Annotated in this window: 19 protein-coding genes; 11 read left to right on the forward strand and 8 right to left on the reverse strand. The window is 70.9% G+C overall.

Annotated elements, in window-relative coordinates:
* Positions 1 to 7 precede the first annotated feature (7 nt).
* From QA861_RS01665 to QA861_RS01680, 4 genes are all read right to left on the reverse strand, one after another.
* On the reverse strand, positions 8 to 847 hold the full coding sequence (locus QA861_RS01665) for an ABC transporter permease (RefSeq protein WP_334586369.1): 840 nt from the start codon (positions 845 to 847) through the stop codon (positions 8 to 10).
* Positions 844 to 1782 (reverse strand): ABC transporter ATP-binding protein, encoded by a 939-nt coding sequence (locus tag QA861_RS01670; RefSeq protein ID WP_334586370.1) that lies wholly within the window; start codon positions 1780 to 1782, stop codon positions 844 to 846. The genes QA861_RS01665 and QA861_RS01670 overlap by 4 nt, the downstream gene beginning before the upstream one ends.
* A 387-nt stretch (positions 1783 to 2169) precedes the next feature.
* Entirely contained in the window at positions 2170 to 3102 is a 933-nt protein-coding gene (locus QA861_RS01675) for a M48 family metalloprotease (protein ID WP_334586371.1), read from the reverse strand.
* On the reverse strand, positions 3099 to 3473 hold the full coding sequence (locus QA861_RS01680) for a BlaI/MecI/CopY family transcriptional regulator (protein ID WP_334586372.1): 375 nt from the start codon (positions 3471 to 3473) through the stop codon (positions 3099 to 3101). Before QA861_RS01680 ends, QA861_RS01675 begins: the two co-directional genes overlap by 4 nt.
* Before the next feature lie 119 nt (positions 3474 to 3592).
* Between QA861_RS01680 and QA861_RS01685 the strand changes: the two genes are divergently transcribed.
* The 5 genes from QA861_RS01685 to QA861_RS01705 are packed head-to-tail and all read left to right on the forward strand — an operon-like array spanning position 3593 to position 7565.
* Complete coding sequence (locus QA861_RS01685) at positions 3593 to 4264, forward strand: DedA family protein (protein ID WP_334586373.1); 672 nt, start codon at positions 3593 to 3595, stop codon at positions 4262 to 4264.
* Positions 4261 to 4866, forward strand: coding sequence for a phosphatase PAP2 family protein (locus QA861_RS01690; RefSeq protein WP_334586374.1), 606 nt, complete (start codon positions 4261 to 4263; stop codon positions 4864 to 4866). The genes QA861_RS01685 and QA861_RS01690 overlap by 4 nt, the downstream gene beginning before the upstream one ends.
* Positions 4863 to 5591, forward strand: a complete 729-nt coding sequence (locus QA861_RS01695) for a phosphatase PAP2 family protein (protein WP_334586375.1) — start codon at positions 4863 to 4865, stop codon at positions 5589 to 5591. Before QA861_RS01690 ends, QA861_RS01695 begins: the two co-directional genes overlap by 4 nt.
* Positions 5545 to 6207: a response regulator transcription factor gene (locus QA861_RS01700; RefSeq protein ID WP_334586376.1), complete on the forward strand. Its 663-nt coding sequence runs from the start codon at positions 5545 to 5547 to the stop codon at positions 6205 to 6207. The genes QA861_RS01695 and QA861_RS01700 overlap by 47 nt, the downstream gene beginning before the upstream one ends.
* On the forward strand, positions 6204 to 7565 hold the full coding sequence (locus QA861_RS01705; protein WP_334586377.1) for a sensor histidine kinase: 1362 nt from the start codon (positions 6204 to 6206) through the stop codon (positions 7563 to 7565). Before QA861_RS01700 ends, QA861_RS01705 begins: the two co-directional genes overlap by 4 nt.
* Here the strand turns inward: QA861_RS01705 and QA861_RS01710 are convergent.
* The gene (locus QA861_RS01710) at positions 7546 to 8445 is read right to left on the reverse strand and encodes a COG4705 family protein (RefSeq protein ID WP_334586378.1); all 900 of its coding nucleotides are present in this window, start codon (positions 8443 to 8445) and stop codon (positions 7546 to 7548) included. The two genes, QA861_RS01705 and QA861_RS01710, sit on opposite strands and share 20 nt — an antisense overlap.
* A gap of 153 nt (positions 8446 to 8598) precedes the next feature.
* Positions 8599 to 9429, reverse strand: a complete 831-nt coding sequence (locus QA861_RS01715) for a COG4705 family protein (RefSeq protein ID WP_334586379.1) — start codon at positions 9427 to 9429, stop codon at positions 8599 to 8601.
* A 169-nt stretch (positions 9430 to 9598) separates the two neighbouring features.
* Between QA861_RS01715 and QA861_RS01720 the strand changes: the two genes are divergently transcribed.
* Complete coding sequence (locus tag QA861_RS01720; protein WP_334586380.1) at positions 9599 to 10678, forward strand: bile acid:sodium symporter family protein; 1080 nt, start codon at positions 9599 to 9601, stop codon at positions 10676 to 10678.
* Positions 10679 to 10847: 169 nt separating this feature from the next.
* Positions 10848 to 11423 carry an AMIN-like domain-containing (lipo)protein gene (locus QA861_RS01725; protein WP_334586381.1) on the forward strand — a complete coding sequence of 192 codons (576 nt, stop codon included), beginning with the start codon at positions 10848 to 10850 and terminating at the stop codon, positions 11421 to 11423.
* Between the two features lie 133 nt (positions 11424 to 11556).
* Here the strand turns inward: QA861_RS01725 and QA861_RS01730 are convergent, their stop codons facing one another.
* Together QA861_RS01730 and QA861_RS01735 are read right to left on the reverse strand one after the other, a co-directional pair.
* Positions 11557 to 12648 carry a CU044_5270 family protein gene (locus QA861_RS01730; RefSeq protein WP_334586382.1) on the reverse strand — a complete coding sequence of 364 codons (1092 nt, stop codon included), beginning with the start codon at positions 12646 to 12648 and terminating at the stop codon, positions 11557 to 11559.
* Entirely contained in the window at positions 12645 to 13313 is a 669-nt protein-coding gene (locus QA861_RS01735) for an RNA polymerase sigma factor (protein ID WP_334586383.1), read from the reverse strand. Before QA861_RS01735 ends, QA861_RS01730 begins: the two co-directional genes overlap by 4 nt.
* A 314-nt stretch (positions 13314 to 13627) precedes the next feature.
* On the opposite strand from QA861_RS01735, the gene QA861_RS01740 reads away from it, so the two are divergent.
* The 4 genes from QA861_RS01740 to QA861_RS01755 all read left to right on the forward strand — a co-directional run bounded on the left by QA861_RS01740 (position 13628) and on the right by QA861_RS01755 (position 18111).
* The gene (locus tag QA861_RS01740) at positions 13628 to 16123 is read left to right on the forward strand and encodes an ATP-binding protein (RefSeq protein ID WP_334586384.1); all 2496 of its coding nucleotides are present in this window, start codon (positions 13628 to 13630) and stop codon (positions 16121 to 16123) included.
* 67 nt (positions 16124 to 16190) lie between these two features.
* Complete coding sequence (locus QA861_RS01745) at positions 16191 to 16463, forward strand: DUF4242 domain-containing protein (RefSeq protein WP_334586385.1); 273 nt, start codon at positions 16191 to 16193, stop codon at positions 16461 to 16463.
* Between the two features lie 58 nt (positions 16464 to 16521).
* Entirely contained in the window at positions 16522 to 17058 is a 537-nt protein-coding gene (locus QA861_RS01750) for an RICIN domain-containing protein (RefSeq protein WP_334586386.1), read from the forward strand.
* 270 nt (positions 17059 to 17328) lie between these two features.
* On the forward strand, positions 17329 to 18111 hold the full coding sequence (locus QA861_RS01755; RefSeq protein WP_334586387.1) for a phosphotransferase enzyme family protein: 783 nt from the start codon (positions 17329 to 17331) through the stop codon (positions 18109 to 18111).
* Positions 18112 to 18160: the final 49 nt, after the last annotated feature.

The raw sequence follows: 18160 nt of genomic DNA on the forward strand, positions 1-18160 counted from the left end.
GGGCCGGTCAGACGTCGCTGCGCGTCAGCCGGTAGGCCGCGCCCGCCAGCGCCAGGGCCGTCCAGCAGAGGAAGACCAGCAGTCCGGCGCCCGGCGACAGGGACGTGGAGTCGTGGGTCAGCGCGAACATCGACTCCCCCGCGTTGGACGGCAGGTAGGGGCTGATGTCGTCCCGCCAGGAGCTCGGCAGCAGGGAGATCAGTCCCGGGATCAGCATCAGCGTGGCCACCAGCACCGAGATCCCGCCGGCCACCGACCGCAGGAGCGCGCCGAGGGCGGCGCCGGTCACGCCGACCAGGCCGAGGTAAAGACCCGCGCCCAGCAGGCTGCGCAGGACACCCGCGTGCGAGAGGCCCATGGCCGCGGGCGTGCCCGAGACGATCTGGCTCCCGACCAGGAAGGCGACGAACGCGCCGATCGTTCCCACGGCCAGCGCGACCAGCCCGAACACGGCCGCCTTGGACCACAGCACGGGCAGTCGGCGGGGCACCGCCGCGAGCGTCGAGCGGATCATGCCGGTGGAGTACTCCCCCGCCGTGACCAGCACGCCGAGCACGCCGAGGGCGAGCTGGGCGAAGTTCGTGCCGAAGAGGGACAGGCTGACGGCCGTCGAGTCGGCGAAGTCGCGGTCCATGTGGCCGGAGCCGATCCCCGACTTGTAGCGGCTGGAGGCGATCAGGCCGAAGGCCACGAGGAACAGCAGGCCGAGGCCCAGCGTGATCCAGGTCGAGCGCAGGGACCACAGCTTGGCCCATTCGGAGGCCAGTACGCGCCGTCCGGTCACCCGGTAGACGGGACGGGCGGGTGTGGCCCGGCGTTCCTCGGCGGTTGCGGTGAGGGTGCTCATGCGGGCCTCCCGAGGCTCTCGATCCCGGTCGTGGTGCCGTGGTACTCCACGGCATCCCTGGTCAGATCCATGAACGCCTCCTCCAGTGACACGGTCCGCGCGCTCAGCTCGAACAGCGCGATCCCGTGCTCGGCGGCCCTGAGCCCGATCTCGCGGGCGGTCAGCCCGGTCACCTGCAGCTCCTCGGAGCCGATCCGTCCGGTGACGTCGACTCCCGGTCCGGCCAGTACGTCGCGCAGCCGCCCCGGGTCCTGGGTCGCCACCTTCACCGTGTCGCCGCCCGCCTCGCGGATCAGGTCCGCCACGGTCGTGTCGGCCAGCAGCCGGCCTCGCCCGACGATGATCAGGTGGTCCGCCACCAGGGCCATCTCGCTCATCAGGTGCGAGGACACGAACACCGTCCGCCCCTCCTCGGCGAGCCCCTTGAGCAGGTTGCGGATCCAGAGCACGCCCTCGGGGTCCAGCCCGTTGACCGGCTCGTCCAGCATCACCGTCAGCGGATCGCCCAGCAGCGCCGCCGCGATGCCCAGCCGTTGGCCCATCCCGAGGGAGAAGGCACCGGCCCGCTGCTTCGCCACGCTGCCAAGGCCGGCGAGGTCGATGACCTCGTCGACCCGGCTGCCCGGGATGCCGTGGGTCAGCGCGAGGGCCCTGAGGTGGTTGTACGCCGAGCGGCCCGGATGGATCGACTTCGCCTCCAGGAGGGCGCCCACCTCCTGCAGTGGCGCCTGGTGACGGGCGTAGTGGTGGCCGTTCACGGTGACGGAGCCGCTCGTCGGGGCGTCGAGACCGACGATCATGCGCATGGTCGTGGACTTGCCGGCGCCGTTGGGCCCCAGAAATCCGGTCACCGTGCCCGGCTTCACGACGAAGTCCAGTCCGTCGACGGCCGTCTTGTCGCCGTATCGCTTGGTCAGCTGCCGTGCGTCGATCATTCGCGTTCTCCCTGTCGGCCTACGGCGCCCGTCACTTCCGGCGCCACACCGGCCACGCTAAGCGCCGGTTCACCCCGATCCGGTGGTACCGCGAGGCTGAACCGCACCTGGCGCGTAGTACCGCGGTACTACGCGACTACCTGCGGTGACGTCCGTGTTCGCCGACGGATCGTCGACCGAGCGCGCGCTTGCGCGGCGGGCGTGGTCCTCGGGTCGCGAGCAGGCCGCGGCCCGACCGGACCCCGGACGACGTACGCCTCGTAGGCCTTCAGGAGCCGGGAGCGGGGCGGCCGCCGACAGTGACGCGGCGGTGAAGGTCAGCATCGCGCCGAGGCTCGTCGTCGGCACGATCGCGGCCGGCGGCCAAGACGCGTGCCCCAGGGGGTGTCAGCGTGGAGCTTCGCCCTGAGCGACCTCGATGTCGTGGTGGAAGGCGACCGTGCCGGCCGCCGCGGCGGTGGCGGACAGAGCCGCGCAGGCGGCGAGGAGCAGGGCGATGGCGCACATGGCGCGCGGGCGCGGCGCGGGAGTGGCGAGGAGCGCCGCGACACGCTGGGGGACGGGGCCGGTCGTCGCCGCCGGAGCGAAGTCCGGACGGCTGGAGCGCGCGCTCTGACCTGCGAGGGCGGCGCGGGCGATGGCCCGGGCCAGGAGGCGCCGGTCGCCGACGGCGGTGGCCGCCGCTTCGTCGGCGGCGCGTTCCGCGGCCAGCCGGATGACGGCGCGCGCGGGGCGCAGCGCGGGGTGGCAGTGTGCGGCGAGTTCGGCGGCGGCCAGGAAGTAGTGGTGGCCGGCGGCGTTGTGGGCGCGCTCGTGAGCGAAGAGTGCCTCGCGTTCGTCCGGACCGAGGCTGCGCAGCATGGCGGTGGTGACGACGATGCGGTGCGGGCGTCCGGGCAGGGCGTACGCGTCCGGCTCGGGCGAGTCGACGACGCACAGGTCGCCCGCCGCGGGCCGTCGGCCGGCCTCGGCGCGGGCGGTGCGGAAGGCGCGCGTCTGCCGCAGAACCGAGCGCACGAGGGTCCAGGCGCCGACGAGGACCAGGCCTGTGGCGATCGCGGACGCGGGGAGGATCAGGGACCCCGACGGGGTGCGCAGGGGGCGGACGAGTTCGCCGAGCGCCGCGAACGCGGGAAGCTTGAGCAGTCCGGTCAGCACCAGCGAGCCCAGGGCGGCCACACAGGCACCCGCCAGTACGAGGACGGCGACGGCGAGCGTCCACAGAGCGGTGGCGGGGGCCGACCGGTCGAGAATCCTTCGGGCGAGCGGCGGCGCCGCCAAGGGCAGCAGGAGCGGAATCAGCAGCAGGACGGTTGTCACTCGTCGGCCTCCAGCAGTTGCCGCAGGAGCTGTTCGTCGTCCGGGGTGAGCTGGGCGACGAAGCGGGCCAGGACCGTTTCGCGGTCGCTGTCACGGTCGCGGTCGAGTTCGGTGTGCATGCGCCGTGCGGTGAGCCCCGGGGCGTCCTGTATGGGGTGGTAGGCGAAGCCGCGCCCCTGCGGACGGCGGTCGACCACACCCTTGTCGTACAGGCGGGACAGGATCGTCGTCACCGTCGTACGGGCCAGGTCGGAGGCGAGTCCGGCCTGTACCTCCCCGGGGGTGAGGGGCACGCCGACGGCCCACAGGGCGGCCATGACGGCTGCTTCGAGTTCACCGGCCGGCCGGCGTTCGTCCTTCGCGTCGGTCATGGGAACGATCCTCACCCTGTCATCGTCTACAGTTCAGTAGACCGTCTACAGAATTGTAGTCACTCGGGTGGCCGCTGGCGCGTGCCCCCGCCCGTCCAGTATGAGAGGGACCGCGTCCCATGACGGCACCCCCCTTGTTCACCGCATCGGACCTCGCGGTGAACGTCCTCAGCGCGTCGTCGTTGCTCTCCGCCTTCGGCGTGCTGGGCGTCGGCGTGGTGCTGTTCGCCGAAACGGGCCTGCTGATCGGCTTCTTCCTGCCCGGCGACTCCCTCCTGTTCACGGCGGGGCTGCTGTGCACGGGGAGCGGCCAGCACGGCGTGAAGCTGTCACTCGCCCCGCTGCTGACGGCCGCGGCCGTGGGCGCCCTCGCCGGGGCACAGTGCGGCTATCTGCTCGGCCGGAAGGCGGGCGGGGCCCTCCTGGCCCGCAGCCACTCGGTCCGCCTGCGGGAAGGTGCGCACCGGGCCGAAGAGCTCTTGGAGCGGTACGGGCATGCGAAGGCCATCGTGCTGGCCCGGTTCGTGCCGGTGGTACGGACCGTCCTCAACCCGATGGCGGGCGCGCTGGGCGTGCCGGTACGGACGTTCACCGTGTGGCAGGTCGTCGGCGGGCTCGTGTGGAGCCTGGGACTGACACTGGGCGGATACGCGCTGGGCTCCTCCATCCCCAATGTGGACCGCTATCTGTTGCCCATGGTCGCCGTGATCGTGGCCGTGTCGTTGCTTCCGCTCGCCGCCGAGCTGTACCGCTCCCGCCGGGCCACCAGGGCGAAGGAGACCCGCGGATGATTCTCGCCTTCGACGGCTCGTCGATCGACGGCTCCGCCTACACCGACGTGGTGGATCTCGCCCACCGCTCGCCCGGCTGGCTGGACGACATCGTGTCGGCCTGGTCGACGTACGGACTGGCGGTGTTCGCCGTACTGATGCTCGTGGCCTGGTGGCAGGCGCGGCGGGTGAGTGCCACGGCCGCGCTGACCGCGCTGGCCGTGCCGGTGATCGTGGTCGTGGCGTACGGGGTCGATGCCGCCCTGAAACTGGTGGTGCGCGAGGACCGGCCCTGCCAGAGCCTCCGCGTGACCACTCTGGAAGCGTGTCCCGCGCCCGGCGACTGGTCCTTCCCCAGCAACCACGCGGCCATCGCCGCCGCGTCCGCCGTGGCGCTGTGGTGCGTCTCCCGCCGGCTCGGTGCGGTGGCGGCCCTGGCCGCCTGCGCGATGGCCGTCTCCCGGGTCTGGGTCGGCGCGCACTATCCGCACGACGTCGCGGCCGGGATCGTCGTCGGCGCGCTGGTCGGCCTGTCCACGTCGGTGCTGCTGCGCCGGCGTCCGGACACCCTGGCCCGGTGGACCACCGGTACGCGACTACGTCCGCTCCTGACGGCGTCATGAACCGCCGCGACGTCCGCGAACTGGCGGGCAGTATCGGCCTGGGCGCGTGGACGGCGTTCGGAGTGCTGACCATGGTCGTCCTCGCCGACGGAAAGCCCCTGTACGGCGACGAGGACCTGGCGTCCTGGTCCGTCGGTCACCGCCCGGACGTGGCGGTGGCGTTGGCCCGCGGTCTCACCGCCACCGGCACCGGCGTCATCCCGTACGTCCTCGCGGCGCTGGCGGGGATCGTCGCCGGGCGCACCCTGCGCCGACGGGCCGTCGGCGCCGCTCTCTGTCTCGTCTGCCTCGGAGCGGCGCAGGCGGCTCGCTACGGCGTGATGGAGCTCGTCGCCCGGCCTCGCCCAGCTCGCGCCGGCTGGGCCACGCACGCTTCGGGATGGGCCTTCCCTTCCGGCCACGCCACCACCGCCGCGCTCACCGCCGGGCTGCTCGTCATAGCGGTGTACGTGCGCGCCCCACGCGGCCGGAACCTGCTCGTCCTCGTCCTCGGCTGCTGGGGCGCGCTGGTGGGGCTGACCCGTGTCTACCTCGGGGTGCACTGGTTCACCGATGTCGTCGGCGGCTGGCTGTTCGCCCTCGGCTGGCTCGGGCTGTGCCTGTGCGCCGTCACATGGTGGCTGCCCGAGGGGTTTGCCCAAGGTACGACGCACACAGACCAGGAGCCGATGGAGGACCATGCGCCACAAGATCCTGGTCGTCGAGGACGATCACGCCCTGCGTGACGTCCTGCTGCGCGGCCTGCGCGACGAGGACTTCGACCCCGTGCCCGCCCCGGACGGGGCATCCGCCCTACGGCTGGCCACCGGTGACATCGCCGCGGCCGTCCTGGACGTCGGGCTGCCCGATGCCGACGGACGGGACGTGTGCCAGGCGATGCGGGCCAACGGGTTCCTGTCCCCCGTCATCTTCCTGACCGCCCATCACCGGCTCACCGACCGGTTGTCCGGATTCTCCGCGGGGGGCGACGACTATCTGCCCAAGCCCTTCCACCTCGCCGAGCTCGCCGCCCGGCTGCGGGCAGCCGTCAGACGGGCCGCGCCCCTTCCGGCGGCCACGGCCGGCGACCTCGTCCTGGACGCCGTGCGGCACAGCGTCAGCGTGCACGGAACCCTGGTCGATCTGACGCCGACGGAATTCCGCCTCCTCGCCGCGCTCATGACCGGCGCCGGCGGTGTCGTGCGCCGACGCGAACTGCTCAGAGCAGGCTGGCCCGAGGGCGCCCAGGTCAGCGACAACACCCTCGACCAGTACCTGACGCGGCTGCGTCGCAAGCTGCGCGAGGCGGGCAGTGCCCTGACGATCACCACCTCCCGAGGAATCGGCCACCGTCTGTCATGAGTTCCGTGTTCTCCCGCCTGGCGCCGCGCACCCTGCGTGGCCGCCTCTCCCTGGTGGCCCTCACCACCGCGACCCTCCTGATGGTGATCCTCACGGTCGCGTTCAACACCGTCATCCGCCACCGTCTGCAGCGCCAGGCCGACGACGAACTGCACGCCCGCGCCGCCGCCGTGGCCACCACGATCGACACGAGCGGCCCGACCGTGCGCGTCCTGGAAACCGTCAACGACCAGCTTCTCGACACGAACGTGTGGATCTACGCGGGCACCCGGCTGCTCGAACGGCCGCCGTCCACCCCAACCGGCAACCCGCTCGCCCGCGCCGCCGGCGAACTCGCACACCGGGGCGGAACACACTGCCTGACCGCCGACGAGCCGGACCCCGCCCGGCTGTGCAGCCTGCCCGTGTCCAGGGGGCGCAGCACGGCGACCGTCGTCACCGCGCTGGACCTCTCCCCCTACCGGAGTTCGGCCGACACCCTGCTGTGGGCATCGCTGTGCCTCGACGCGGTCATGCTCGCCTGCACCTATCTGCTGACGCGTCTCGCGGTCGGGCGTGCCCTGCGTCCCGTGGGCGCCATGACCGACCAGGCCACCCAGTGGAGTGCCGTCGCTTCCGATGACCGATTCGGGGCTGTCCGGCGTCCGGCCGAACTCGCCCGTCTGGGGGCGTCGTTGGACGCGTTGCTGGACCGCATCCGCGCCGTTCTGCGCCATGAGCAGCTACTGACCGGTGAGTTGTCGCACGAGCTGCGCACTCCGCTCAGCCGGATCGTCGCCGAACTCGACTGGTGGCGGGCCCGTCCCCGCTCGGCAGCCGACACCGAGGCCACCCACGCGGTGATCTCCGACGCCGCCCGGTCCATGCGCACGATCTGCGACACCCTGCTCACCGACGCCCGCGAGGGCACGACCAGCGCCCCCGGCACGGCCGAGATCCTGCCGGTACTGCACCAACTCGCCGCCCGCCTGCAGACACCGGCTCAGCTGACGGTCGACGTACACGGCGAGGGCGCGCCGCGGGCCGGGGTCCAGGCCGCCCTCCTCGAACGTATCGTCAGCCCGCTGCTCGCCAACGCCGTCCGCTACGCCACCTCGCAGGTCACGGTCACCGCTCGGCGGGAGCCCGCCGGGGGCGTCCGCATCGATGTCGCCGACGACGGGCCCGGCGTACCGCCGTCTTTCGCCGGCCGGCTCTTCCAGCCCGGACAGCGGGCCGACCCCGGCGACGGACACGGCGGAGCGGGACTCGGGCTGCCGCTGGCGCGACGCCTGGCCCGCTCCGTCGGAGGTGAGGTGTCCTACGACCCCGGGCCCGCGCCCGGGGCCCGGTTCACCGTCAGACTGCCCGCCGGCTGACGGCCTCCGGCTGCTCGATGGTCTCCGGCGCGGAGGCGCCGGTCCGGCGCTCCTGCACCTGGGCATACGCCATCAGGCCGACAAGGATCGCCAGCAGCACGGCCGACGAACCCGCCGTACCGAGGTCGAGGCCGCCCTTGGCGACCGGCTTGGTCAGAAAGTCGCCGGCTGTCGCACCCAGGGGACGGGTGAGGACGAAGGCCAGCCAGAACAGCAGCACGTTCGGCACCGCAGGCACCTTCATCAGGGCGAGGAGCACCGCGAGAGTCCCGGAGACGAGCAGCGCGCCGCCCGCGTACCCGAGACCGGAACTGTCGGCGAGGAAGTCACCCATCGAGGTGCCGAGTGTGTTGGAGACGAGGATCGCCGCCCAGAAGAGGGCCTCGCCGCGGAAGGTGACGATGTCACGGATGACGAACGTCATCCCGGTCAGCCTCCACACGGCGAAGATGACGATCAGGAGGGAGACCAGGATCGCGACACCCGTGGGATAGCCGAGGCCGAGCCCCTGCGGCCCCCAGCCGAGCGATGTGCTGCCGCCCGAGAGGAACGTGGCGCTGGCGTCGCGGTTCATGAAGTCGGACATCGTCGTGCCGGCCATGCTGGTGGACAGGATGACGGTCCAGTAGAAGAACGGGTTGTAGCGGCGGGACCTGAGCTGGACCACCAGGGTCACCACGAAGATCAGGAACAGTCCGATCGTGGTGAGGAAGTAGCCGAGCTTCAGGGTCTGTGAGAAGAGGTCACCGGCGGTCTCGCCGAGCGTCGTGGCGGCGATCTTCATGATCCAGAAGGCCAGGGTGACTTCGGGCAGCTTCTTCATCACCGACCTGGTCGTACTGGCGACATCCAGGTCGGTGAGAAGTTCTGGCTTCTCCAAGAGGAGGTGCTCCTGTTCGTGCAGGGCGCGGGGCGCTCCGCAACGGCGAGCACCCCGCGAGACGGTGGGGACAACCGCGCGCGGCGCGGCGGTTGCGTCGGTGTCCGACCCTGCCAGTGGCGATCTGAACGCATCCTGAACGCCTGCGGGCGCCTACGCCGTACGGGCGAGGCCTTCCCGCTCGGTGACGTCCTTGCGTGTCACCGCCAGGAACACCACCATGCCGAGGATGACCGCGAGGAACAGCACGCTGGTCACCACGGTGCCCATGCCCAGGCCACCGTCGCCGGTCGGCTGGGAGAGGTAGTCGCCCATGGAGGCGCCGAGCGGACGGGTGAGGATGTACGCGATCCAGAAGCTCCACACGGCGTTCGCCCCGAGCGCGAAACGCGCCACCCAGACCGCCGCGATCGCCAGGGCGAACAGGAGCGCGGAGACCCAGTAGCCCAGCGCCAGACGCTCGGCGACCAGGTCGCCCGCCGCGGTGCCCAGAGCGAAGGTGAACAGCACCGCCAGCCAGTAGAAGGACTCCCGGCGCAGCGTGTCGATGCTGTGGATCGACAGGGTCCGCTCGCTGCGGTACCAGGCGGCGAACACGATCGCGAGGACGATCGCGAAGACGGTGGTGCTCGTGGTCAGCGGTACACCCATGTTGTCGGTGAGGTTGTCGCTGATCAGGGTGCCGACCACGCTGATCAGGGCCACGGCCGTCCAGTACACGCCGGGCCGGTAGGCGCTGGTACGGAACTGGACGACGAGGACCGACGCCAGCAGCCCGCTCATCAGCAGCGACACTCCGGTCAGGCCCAGTCCGGCCTTCTCGTTCAGCAGGTCGGCCGCGGTCTCGCCGACCGTCGTGCACAGCACCTTGATCACCCAGAAGTACACGGTGACTTCGGGCACCTTGTTCCAGCGCAGTCGGTGGCCCGGGGCGGTGGGGGCGGACCTGCGGGCCGCCGCTGTCTCAGACGTCTCAGATGTCATGAAACCAGACCGTGCCACCAGGAACCTGAACACATCCTGACTACCGCGCGGCAACCCGTACACATGCGGGCTCCCGCGGGGAAGATCTCTGCCATGGACATCGACCCGGCCCGACCGGTCATACCGGCACTCCGTCCCAGCCCGGCCCCCACGACGGAAGCGTGCCGCGATGACCATTCCCCCCTCCCCCGGCCGCAACCGCGCCGATCGCGCGACGGACTGGCTGCGGCAGCGCCTCGGAAGGGCCGTCGTGCTCTCGTATGCCGCCGCCCTGCTGCTGCCCGGCCCCGGCCAGTGGCTGCGCCACGCGCATCCCCTCGCGGGGAGTGAACTCCGCCTGCACACAGCCCCGTTGCTGCTCTCGCTGGTCCTGTTCTCGGCCGGACTGCAGGTCCCCGTGCGCGCGCTGGGACAGCTGCTGCGGCGGCCCCGGGCTCTGCTGGCGGGGCTGATCCTGCATCTCACGGCGCCGCTGCTGATCATCCCGCTGGTGGCGTTCCTGCTGAGCCGCTCGCCCGACGCCGACGGCGGCAGCGGTCTGGTGACCGCGATGATCCTTATCGTCGCGATGCCGGTGGCGGCCGGGGCGACGGTCTGGACCGGCAAGGGGCAAGGCGACCAGCCGACCATGGTCGGCCTCGTGGTCGCCTCCACTCTGGTCAGTCCGCTCACGATCCCGGCGACAGTGGGCACGCTGGCTCCGCTGCTCAACGGCGGCTATCCGGACGCGCTGGGTCCGGCCAGGGACATGATGAACAGCGGTTTCGCGTTCACCCAGGTCCTGCTGCCCTGCGCGGCGGGCCTCATGTGCCGTCTCGCCCTGCCGACGCGCTTCCTGGACGGTGCGTTGCGCTGGATCGTGCCCGTGGCGCTGGCCGGCTCGCTGCTCCTGACCTACGTCAACGCGAGCGGCGCCCTGGGATCCTTCCTCGCCCACCCCCGACCACTGCTGCTGATCGCGGCACCGGTCGTCGCGGCGGTCGTCTGCGCAATGTCGTTCGCGGTGGGACGGCTCGCGGCACGCGTCCTGCGCCTGGACGCCCCGGCCGCCTCCTCCCTCACCCTCGCCTGCGGGATGAACAACAGCAGCGCGAGCGCGGTCCTGATCACCACGACCCTGCCCGACAAACCGCACCTGCTGCTGCCGGTCCTCGCCTACGGCCTGCTGCAGAAGACGGCCGCGAACAGGGTCGTACGGATGACTCGTCCTCAGCGCCCGCCCGGACCACCTCGTCCCGCCTCATCCTGAGGACCGGCGCAGGCGGGGGCACCAGCCGTGTTCCGGCGGTCGCACCGCAGGCAGCGACAGTGGAGCCAACGGACGGCAGGATTCCCTTTTCGTCCCGCCTGGCGTACAACCTTCCGGTGTCGGGGGCCGTCTCACCAGACGTCAGAGTCGTGCGACCAAGGGGGACATCATGCGAGGTATCAGGGCAGCAGGGGCGGCACTCGTGCTCGCGGGCGCGATGCTGGGGTCGGCAGCGAGCACCGCGGGTGCGGCCCCGGCGGTGGACTCGCGCACGGCGGTGGCCTGTCCGACGGGATGGGGCAGCGGTGCCAAGAGCAGTGGTGCCGTCATGAGCGGCGATCACCTGGTGGACGTCAGGACCGGACAGCACGAGTGCTACGACCGCATCGTGTTCGACGTGCCCGGTGGTGGCCAGGTCGGCTACAACGTCACGTACGTGGACCGGTTCCAGGCCGATCCCTCCGGTCAGTACATCCCGGTCGCCGGCGGGGCGATCCTCGACATCCGCGTCGGCGCGTGGAGCTACGACCTGGAGGCCGGCGTGCCGACGTACCCGGGGAAGGTGGGCAAGCCCCTGCCCGGCGTGAACATCAGCGGGTACAGCACCTTCCGCGACACCCGGTTCGGCGGCACCTTCGAGGGCCAGACGCAGGTCGGTCTCGGCGTCCGCGCCCGACTGCCGTTCCGTGTGGTCCAGTTGGACGACCGGGTCGTCGTCGACGTGGCCCACAGCTGGACGAGCTAGGCAGTTTCGTTCGGATCATCTGGCAGTCGCACCGGCCGGCCGGGACCTGGCAAACCTGTCCCGGATCGTGCGGAGAGCGGCCGGTGCCGGGGCGCTCAGGCACGCCCCGACACCCGCCCAGGCCCTGTCCGGATCAGGTCGTCGTGGACGATTTCCCGGTCGACGGCCTTTCGCGGAGGGCGTTGACGACCGCCCGCTCCAGGACCGCCGACCGGTTGATCAGGGTGCCCTTCTTGCCCATGGATGTGTCCCTGATGAGGTAGCTGCGTTCGCCCAGGTACTCCAGCGTGGTCGGGTCGAAGATCCAGGCGGTGCGCCAACCGGTCCGGGTGTTGTCGCGGGCCACGCCGATCCCGTGCCGGCCGGCCGCGTCCACCGCGTCGGAGTCCTCGGTCACGCCGGGGATCTTCGCCGCGGCCTTGTACAGCGCGGCCGCGGTCTTCGGCGGCATCACCGTCTCCCGCAGCAGCTCACCGATGGCGTCGAAGGCGTCCTGGTCCGGGTTCCGGTCCCCGGCCGGGGTGTCACGCGCGTCCTGGTCCGTGGTGATCTCGGTGGCGAGCCGCTGGAGCAGGGCGTCGGGGTCGGTGGGCAGGGAGGCCAGCCACGTGTACGTCGGCCGGTTGAGGCCCGCCGGGTAGCCGACGGCCGTCTCACCGTCCGGGACCCCGACGGTGATCGGGAAGTACGAGCCGTCCTGGTGGATCAGCCCTTCATCGATCACCGGCCCCGACTTCTGCGTCATCCAGACCTCGCGCTCGCGGGGCTCGGTCAGCTTCACCGGACCGTCGAACTTGCCCTCGTTCTCGGTCTGCAGTGTCCTGACGTACACGAACTGGTCGCCGATGACCGTCTGTTCGTCGCTCTTCGAGGCGACCGAGGCGATTCGGTCCAGCAGCACGGCCGCGCCACGCGGGACCGTCGCCCCGGAGCCGGCGCCTGCGGCGGACGGCGCCGGAGCGTTGTCCTTGCCGGTCACGGCGAGCGTGGTGAGCAGTACCCCGCCCAGGGCCAGTCCGGCGGCGGGCAGCAGGACGGCGGGGCGCAGGAGGCGGGGGCGCGAGCGGGCGGTGGTGCGGTCGCCGTCCTGGTCGATCAGACGCATCAGGGTGTCCTTGTGGTGGAGATGACGGCCCGGGGGCAGGTCCCGTTCGGCCGGGCCCGGCAGCAGCCGGGCCAGTTCCTCACGTTCGGCCCGCTCGGGGCCGGAGGTACGGTCGTTCATCGGGCTTCCTCCTGGATGGGCGGGGCCACGAACGCGGCCCTGTTCTCTACCTCTCCGCGACGGAGGCGGGGTTCCCTTCCGGATCGGACCTCTTCTCCGGGTCGTGCCTCCCGCACGGACCCGTCCGGTGTCCGGCGGAGCTGCTCGTCGGTGAGCCGTCGCAGGCGGGTACGGGCGCGGGACAGCCGAGACCGTACGGTGCCCACCGGGACGCCCAACGCCTCCGCGGTCTCGGCATAGTCCAGCCCGGACCAGACGCAGAGGGCCAGCACCTCGCGTTCCTGGCGGTGGAGTCGGCCCAGTACCTGCCGGACCGCGGCGAGCCGCCGTGTGTCATCGACGCGTCCGGCCGTGGCGTCCGCGATGTCCGCCACCGGTCCCGGGGCGGGTCGGCGGGCGAGGAAGGCCAGGCGCCGCCCGATACCGCGGTTGGCGTTGCGCGCCTTGTTCGTGGCGATCCCGAGCAGCCACGGCCGTAGCGAGTCGCCCTCCGGCTCGACGGTGTGACGGGTACGCCAGGCGGCCAGGAAGGTCTCGGACAAAGCCTCCTCGGCCGTCGACCAATCACCCGTCAGCCGGTAGGCATGGTTGTAGACCGACCGCGCGTACTCCTCGTAGAGAGCGGCGAACGCCTCGCGATCGCCCGCCCTGATTCGTGCGCGCATGCGCTCCCGATCTTCCTGTTCATCACATCTCACACCACCTACCTCTCCGGCCGGGCCGAGGAGTTCCCGTGACCCGCGCCACACCACGGGGCGGCGGGTACGCAGACCGCCGGTGAGCGAGCAATCACACGGAGAACGCGCCGAGTTGAAGTCACCCGGCCACACGACGTACCACTGCGACAACAGTGCAACCCGTTCGACAGCGCTACGGCGTCTGAGGCAACATCCACTCTCCGAAGCCGGCCCGCAAACACCGACGGGCACTCCGTCCGGCTCCCGATACTCGCTCCGAAGCCGGGGCTACCATCCCCGATATGGCGTTACTTGAGCGGGAGCACTGGCTTGACGCACTGCGACGCTGCCCAGCAGGGCGGGTGGTCCTGGTGTCCGGTGAGGCGGGTATCGGCAAGACCGCTCTCGTGAGGGCGTTCTGCGACGGCCTGACCCGGCCGGTCCTGTGGGGTTCGTGCGACGCGCTGCGCACGCCGCAGCCACTCGGTCCGCTCCACGACATCGCACGGCAGGTGACGGGTGAACTGGCCGCCGCGATGGCTGCCGAGAGCCCGCGTCACGCGATGTTCAGCGCGTTCCTGGACCAGTTGACCGCACGAGAGGCCGTCGCCGTGGTGGAGGACGCGCACTGGGCCGACGAAGCGACCCTCGACCTGCTCATGTTCGCCGCCCGCCGGATCTCCTCCACCCGTGGCCTGCTCGTCATCACCTTTCGGGATGACGAGGTCGGATCTGATCATTCGTTGCGCGCGCTGCTGGGAGCGCTCGCCACCGACAGGAGCGTGCTGCGCGTTCGGCTGTCACCGCTCTCGGCCGCGGCCGTCGCGACGCTGGTCGGGCCGGACGGTCCGGATGCCGCGGAACTGCACGCTCGGGCCGACGGCAACCCCTTCTTCGTGACCGAGGTCCTGGCCGATCCCGACCACAGGGTTCCCGAGACGGTACGCGACGCGGTGCTGGCCCGGGCGGCCGGTCTCGGCCCCGCAGAGCGCGACGCACTCAACTCGGTGGCCGTCTTCCCCGGTTATGCTCCCGCGCCTTTGGTCCAGGCGCCCAGGAGAGCCGTTGACGGCTGCGTGGACGCGGGAATGCTGATTCGCGACGGCACGCGGATCCTGTTCCGCCATGAACTGGCCAGGCTGGCCATCGAGGAGAGCATCGCGTCGGCGCGCAAGACCGAGCTGCACGAGCGTGCGCTGGCCGCTCTGACGCAGCGGGGCAGCGATCCGGCCAGGCTCGTCTATCACGCGGAGGAGGCAGGCGACGCGGCGGCCGTTCTCGTACACGCCGGTACGGCGGCGAGGCGGGCAGCTGCCGTGGGTGCCCACCGGCAGGCGGCCGATCACTACGCCCAGGCTCTGCGGTTCGCCGACGGGATCAGCCCGCGCGATCATGCGGAGCTGCTCGAACGCCACGGTGAGGCGTGTGCGCACGCGGGACGGGGTGCGGCGGCCGTGCTGTCCTCCCGTCTTGCGATCGAGCGCTGGCGAGCTGAGGGCGACCGGGAGCGCGAGGCCGCTCTGATGGCATATTGCTCCTACTACTTGTGGAACCAGGGCCAGAACGCTGAGGCGCATGCCATGGTGCGTCAAGCGCTCGCCCTTGCCGAGCGGCTGCCGGAGGGCCCCGGGCTGGTCGCCGCGTACACCTGGTCGGCGTACCTTCTGATGCTTGCCCGGGACGTCCCCGGGGCGGTGCGGACCGGCAACCGCGCCGCCGTGCTCGCCGAGCGGTTCGGTGAACAGACCCTGCTGGCCCGGGCGCTCAACGCGGTCGGCTCCGCCCTGTGGTCCACCGAGCCCGACCTGGCCGTGCGGACCATGCTCCGGAGTCTTCGGGCGGCCCGGGCGGCCTGTGACGACGGGGCCGTCGGAAGTGCGATGGTCAATCTCGGGTCCGCTGCAGGCGAGGTCCGGCGCTATGACCTCGCGGAACACTGGCTGAACGAGGCCATGCAGTGGTGCTCCGACCGCGACCTGGACGACGTACGAAGTTACGCCACGGCGTGGCTGGCCCGGTGTCTGTGGGAGCGAGGGCAGTGGTCCGCGGCAGAAGCGCTGGTGGAGCAGGTGGGAGCCACCGAGTGCACGCCGAGCCGGATCGTCGCGCTCACCGTCCTGGGGCGGCTGCGCACCCGGCGGGGAGATCCGGGTGCGGCGGAGATCCTCGACGAGGCCTGGTCGCTGGCCGAACGGACCGGTGACCTGCAGCGTCTGTGGCCGGTCGCGGCGGGGCGCGCCGAACTCGCGCGACTGAGCGGACAGCAGGCCGACAGTCACCTGTCCGAGACATACGAACTGGCGGTACGGCTCGGTATCGGCTGGGCGATCGGTGAACTCGGACAGTGGCTGGAACCGGAGCCGGGGGAAGTCCACCCGGCCGCCGCCGCGCCCTATCGGATGAACCCCGTCGAGGCCTCCCGGACCTGGGATGAACTCGGTTGCCCTTACGAGTCGGCCATGGCGCTCGCTGAGAGCCCGGATCACCTGCGTGAGGCCCTGCGCGGGTTCGAGGCGCTCGGTGCGCGACCCGCCGCGGATCTGGTGGCCCGGCGGATGCGCGACCTGGGATTCCGGACACCGCGGCGTTCCACTCTCGCCCATCCCGACGGGCTCACCGCACGCGAAGCCGATGTCCTCGGCCTGCTCAGGGACGGGCTGCGGAACTCCGAGATCGCCGATCGGCTCCGCATCGCGGAGAAGACGGCCGGGCATCATGTCTCCTCCATCCTGGCCAAGCTCGGCGTGCGTACCCGCCAAGAGGCCGCCAGACATGGGGAGATCGCCGAGCGAACATAGGGAACGGCGCCCGATGTCCGAAGCCCGCTCCCAGCCCGACAGTGGTGGTCGGAAAGGAGCGTGCAACATGCCGCGATATCTCGTGCGACGGACCTTCCCCGAGGGTCTGCACATCCCGATGAGCGACGAGGGCGCCAAGACCTGTACGAGCGTCATCGAGGGCAACGCCGCGTCGGCGGTCACCTGGGTGCTGTCGTACGTGAGCCGGGACAAGAGCGTGACCTACTGCGTGTACGACGGGCCGTCTCCGGAGGCGGTGCGTCAGGCCGCGCGGACCACAGGCCTGCCCGTCGACGGGATCACCGAGGTCACCGTCCTGGATCCGTACTTCTATCACTGACCCTCGCGGAGATGTCGTCACCGCACAGTCCCGGAACAGACGAAGAGGAGACTTCACCATGAACAGACCCACCGCCCGGAAGACGGCTACCAGGCTCACGGCGATGGCCGCAGCGTCCCTCTCGGTCCTGGCCTTCGCCTCCCCCGCGAGCGCGGGCGTCAGGACCGTCCAGCCCCGGTCCGTGACCTACTACCAGTTCAAGAACTACTACACCGGCAAGTGTCTGGACGTTGGAGGGCAGGCCAACGGCTCCGTGGTTCAGCAGTACACCTGCAACGGAACCGTCAACCAGCAGTGGTCGCTCAGATCGACTGGCGGTGGCTACTTCCAGCTGGTCGTCGCAAGCAGTGGCAGATGCATGGAGGTCGTGAACTCGGACCAGTCCAACAACGCGGTCGTCCAGATAGTCGACTGCAACGGCGGCTACAACCAGCAGTGGGCCACGCAGACGAGTACCCACGCCGGCTGGCCGCGGCTGGCCGCCCGGCACAGCGGCAAATGCCTGCAGCCCCTGAACGAGAACACCGGCGACCGTACCCAGCAAGTGCAGTTCGACTGTTACACCGCCTGGTCACAGGAGTGGAACCAGTCCTGACCCCGGCGCGCGGGAACGCCGCCCGCGCCACCCGCACCGTTTCCACCGGAGTCCGGGCAGGCCCCTTCGGCTGCACCGACATCGCAGACCTTTCACGCGACATCGGCCCCCGAGACACAGGTCTCGGGGGCCGACACAAGATCCCGCAACCGGATTCGCCACAGCGTCGCAAGCCGACGGGGGCTCTACTTGTTCTTTATCCTCCGTCCCCACTCTGACGCTCCCCCTTAATGGGGTGATCATGACGAGCTGATCCGACACACTGGTTCGATGCGGCACGATGATGAACAGCCCTTGTCCGGTGGCAACGTCAGTGATGGCGTCGTTCGCGTCGGGGACACCGTTCGCCGTCCGGCCGGACCATGGACTCCCGCTGTGCATGCCCTGCTCGCCCACCTGCACGAGGTGGGATTCGGCGCGGCGCCTCGTCCGCTCGGCATCGACGATCAGGGGCGTGAGGTCCTGACCTTCATCCCGGGAGATGTGGTCTGGCCCGACCGGTTCTCGCTGATGGAACCCGCTCGACAACTGGCTCGCGTGGCACGGCTGATCCGGGACTTCCACGACGCCGTGCAGGACTTCACGCCGCCCTCCGATGCGCGGTGGCAGACGCTGATCCCCGCTGAGGGCAGTGACATCATCGCCCATAACGACCTGGCCCCCTGGAACCTCGTGGTCGCAGACGAGTCGCGGTGGGCCTTCATCGACTGGGACGGTGCAGGTCCCGGCTCGCGCCTGTGGGATGTCGCATACGCCATTCACGGGTTCATCCCGCTGTCCGCGCATCCGGACTGGCAGAGCCCGGACGCGGCGGACCGGCTGCGAGTCTTCGCCGACGCCTACGGTCTGACTGAGTCCGAACGCCGTCGGTTGGTCCCTCTGCTGGGGCGCCGTACGCGTTCCATGCACGACTTCCTGCGCGACCAGGCAGCCCAAGGAGCCCAGCCCTGGGCAAGGCTGTGGGCCGAAGGCCACGGCGACGCCTGGCGAAACGACGCCGAATACATCGAGCAACGCGAAGACCAGTGGATGCGGGCCCTGCTCGCCAGCTGAGGCATCAGCGCCCGTGCCTGGCTCCTGGCATCGAACGACATCTCGAACT

Source organism: Streptomyces sp. B21-083 (assembly GCF_036898825.1).
Taxonomy (GTDB): Bacteria; Actinomycetota; Actinomycetes; order Streptomycetales; family Streptomycetaceae; genus Streptomyces.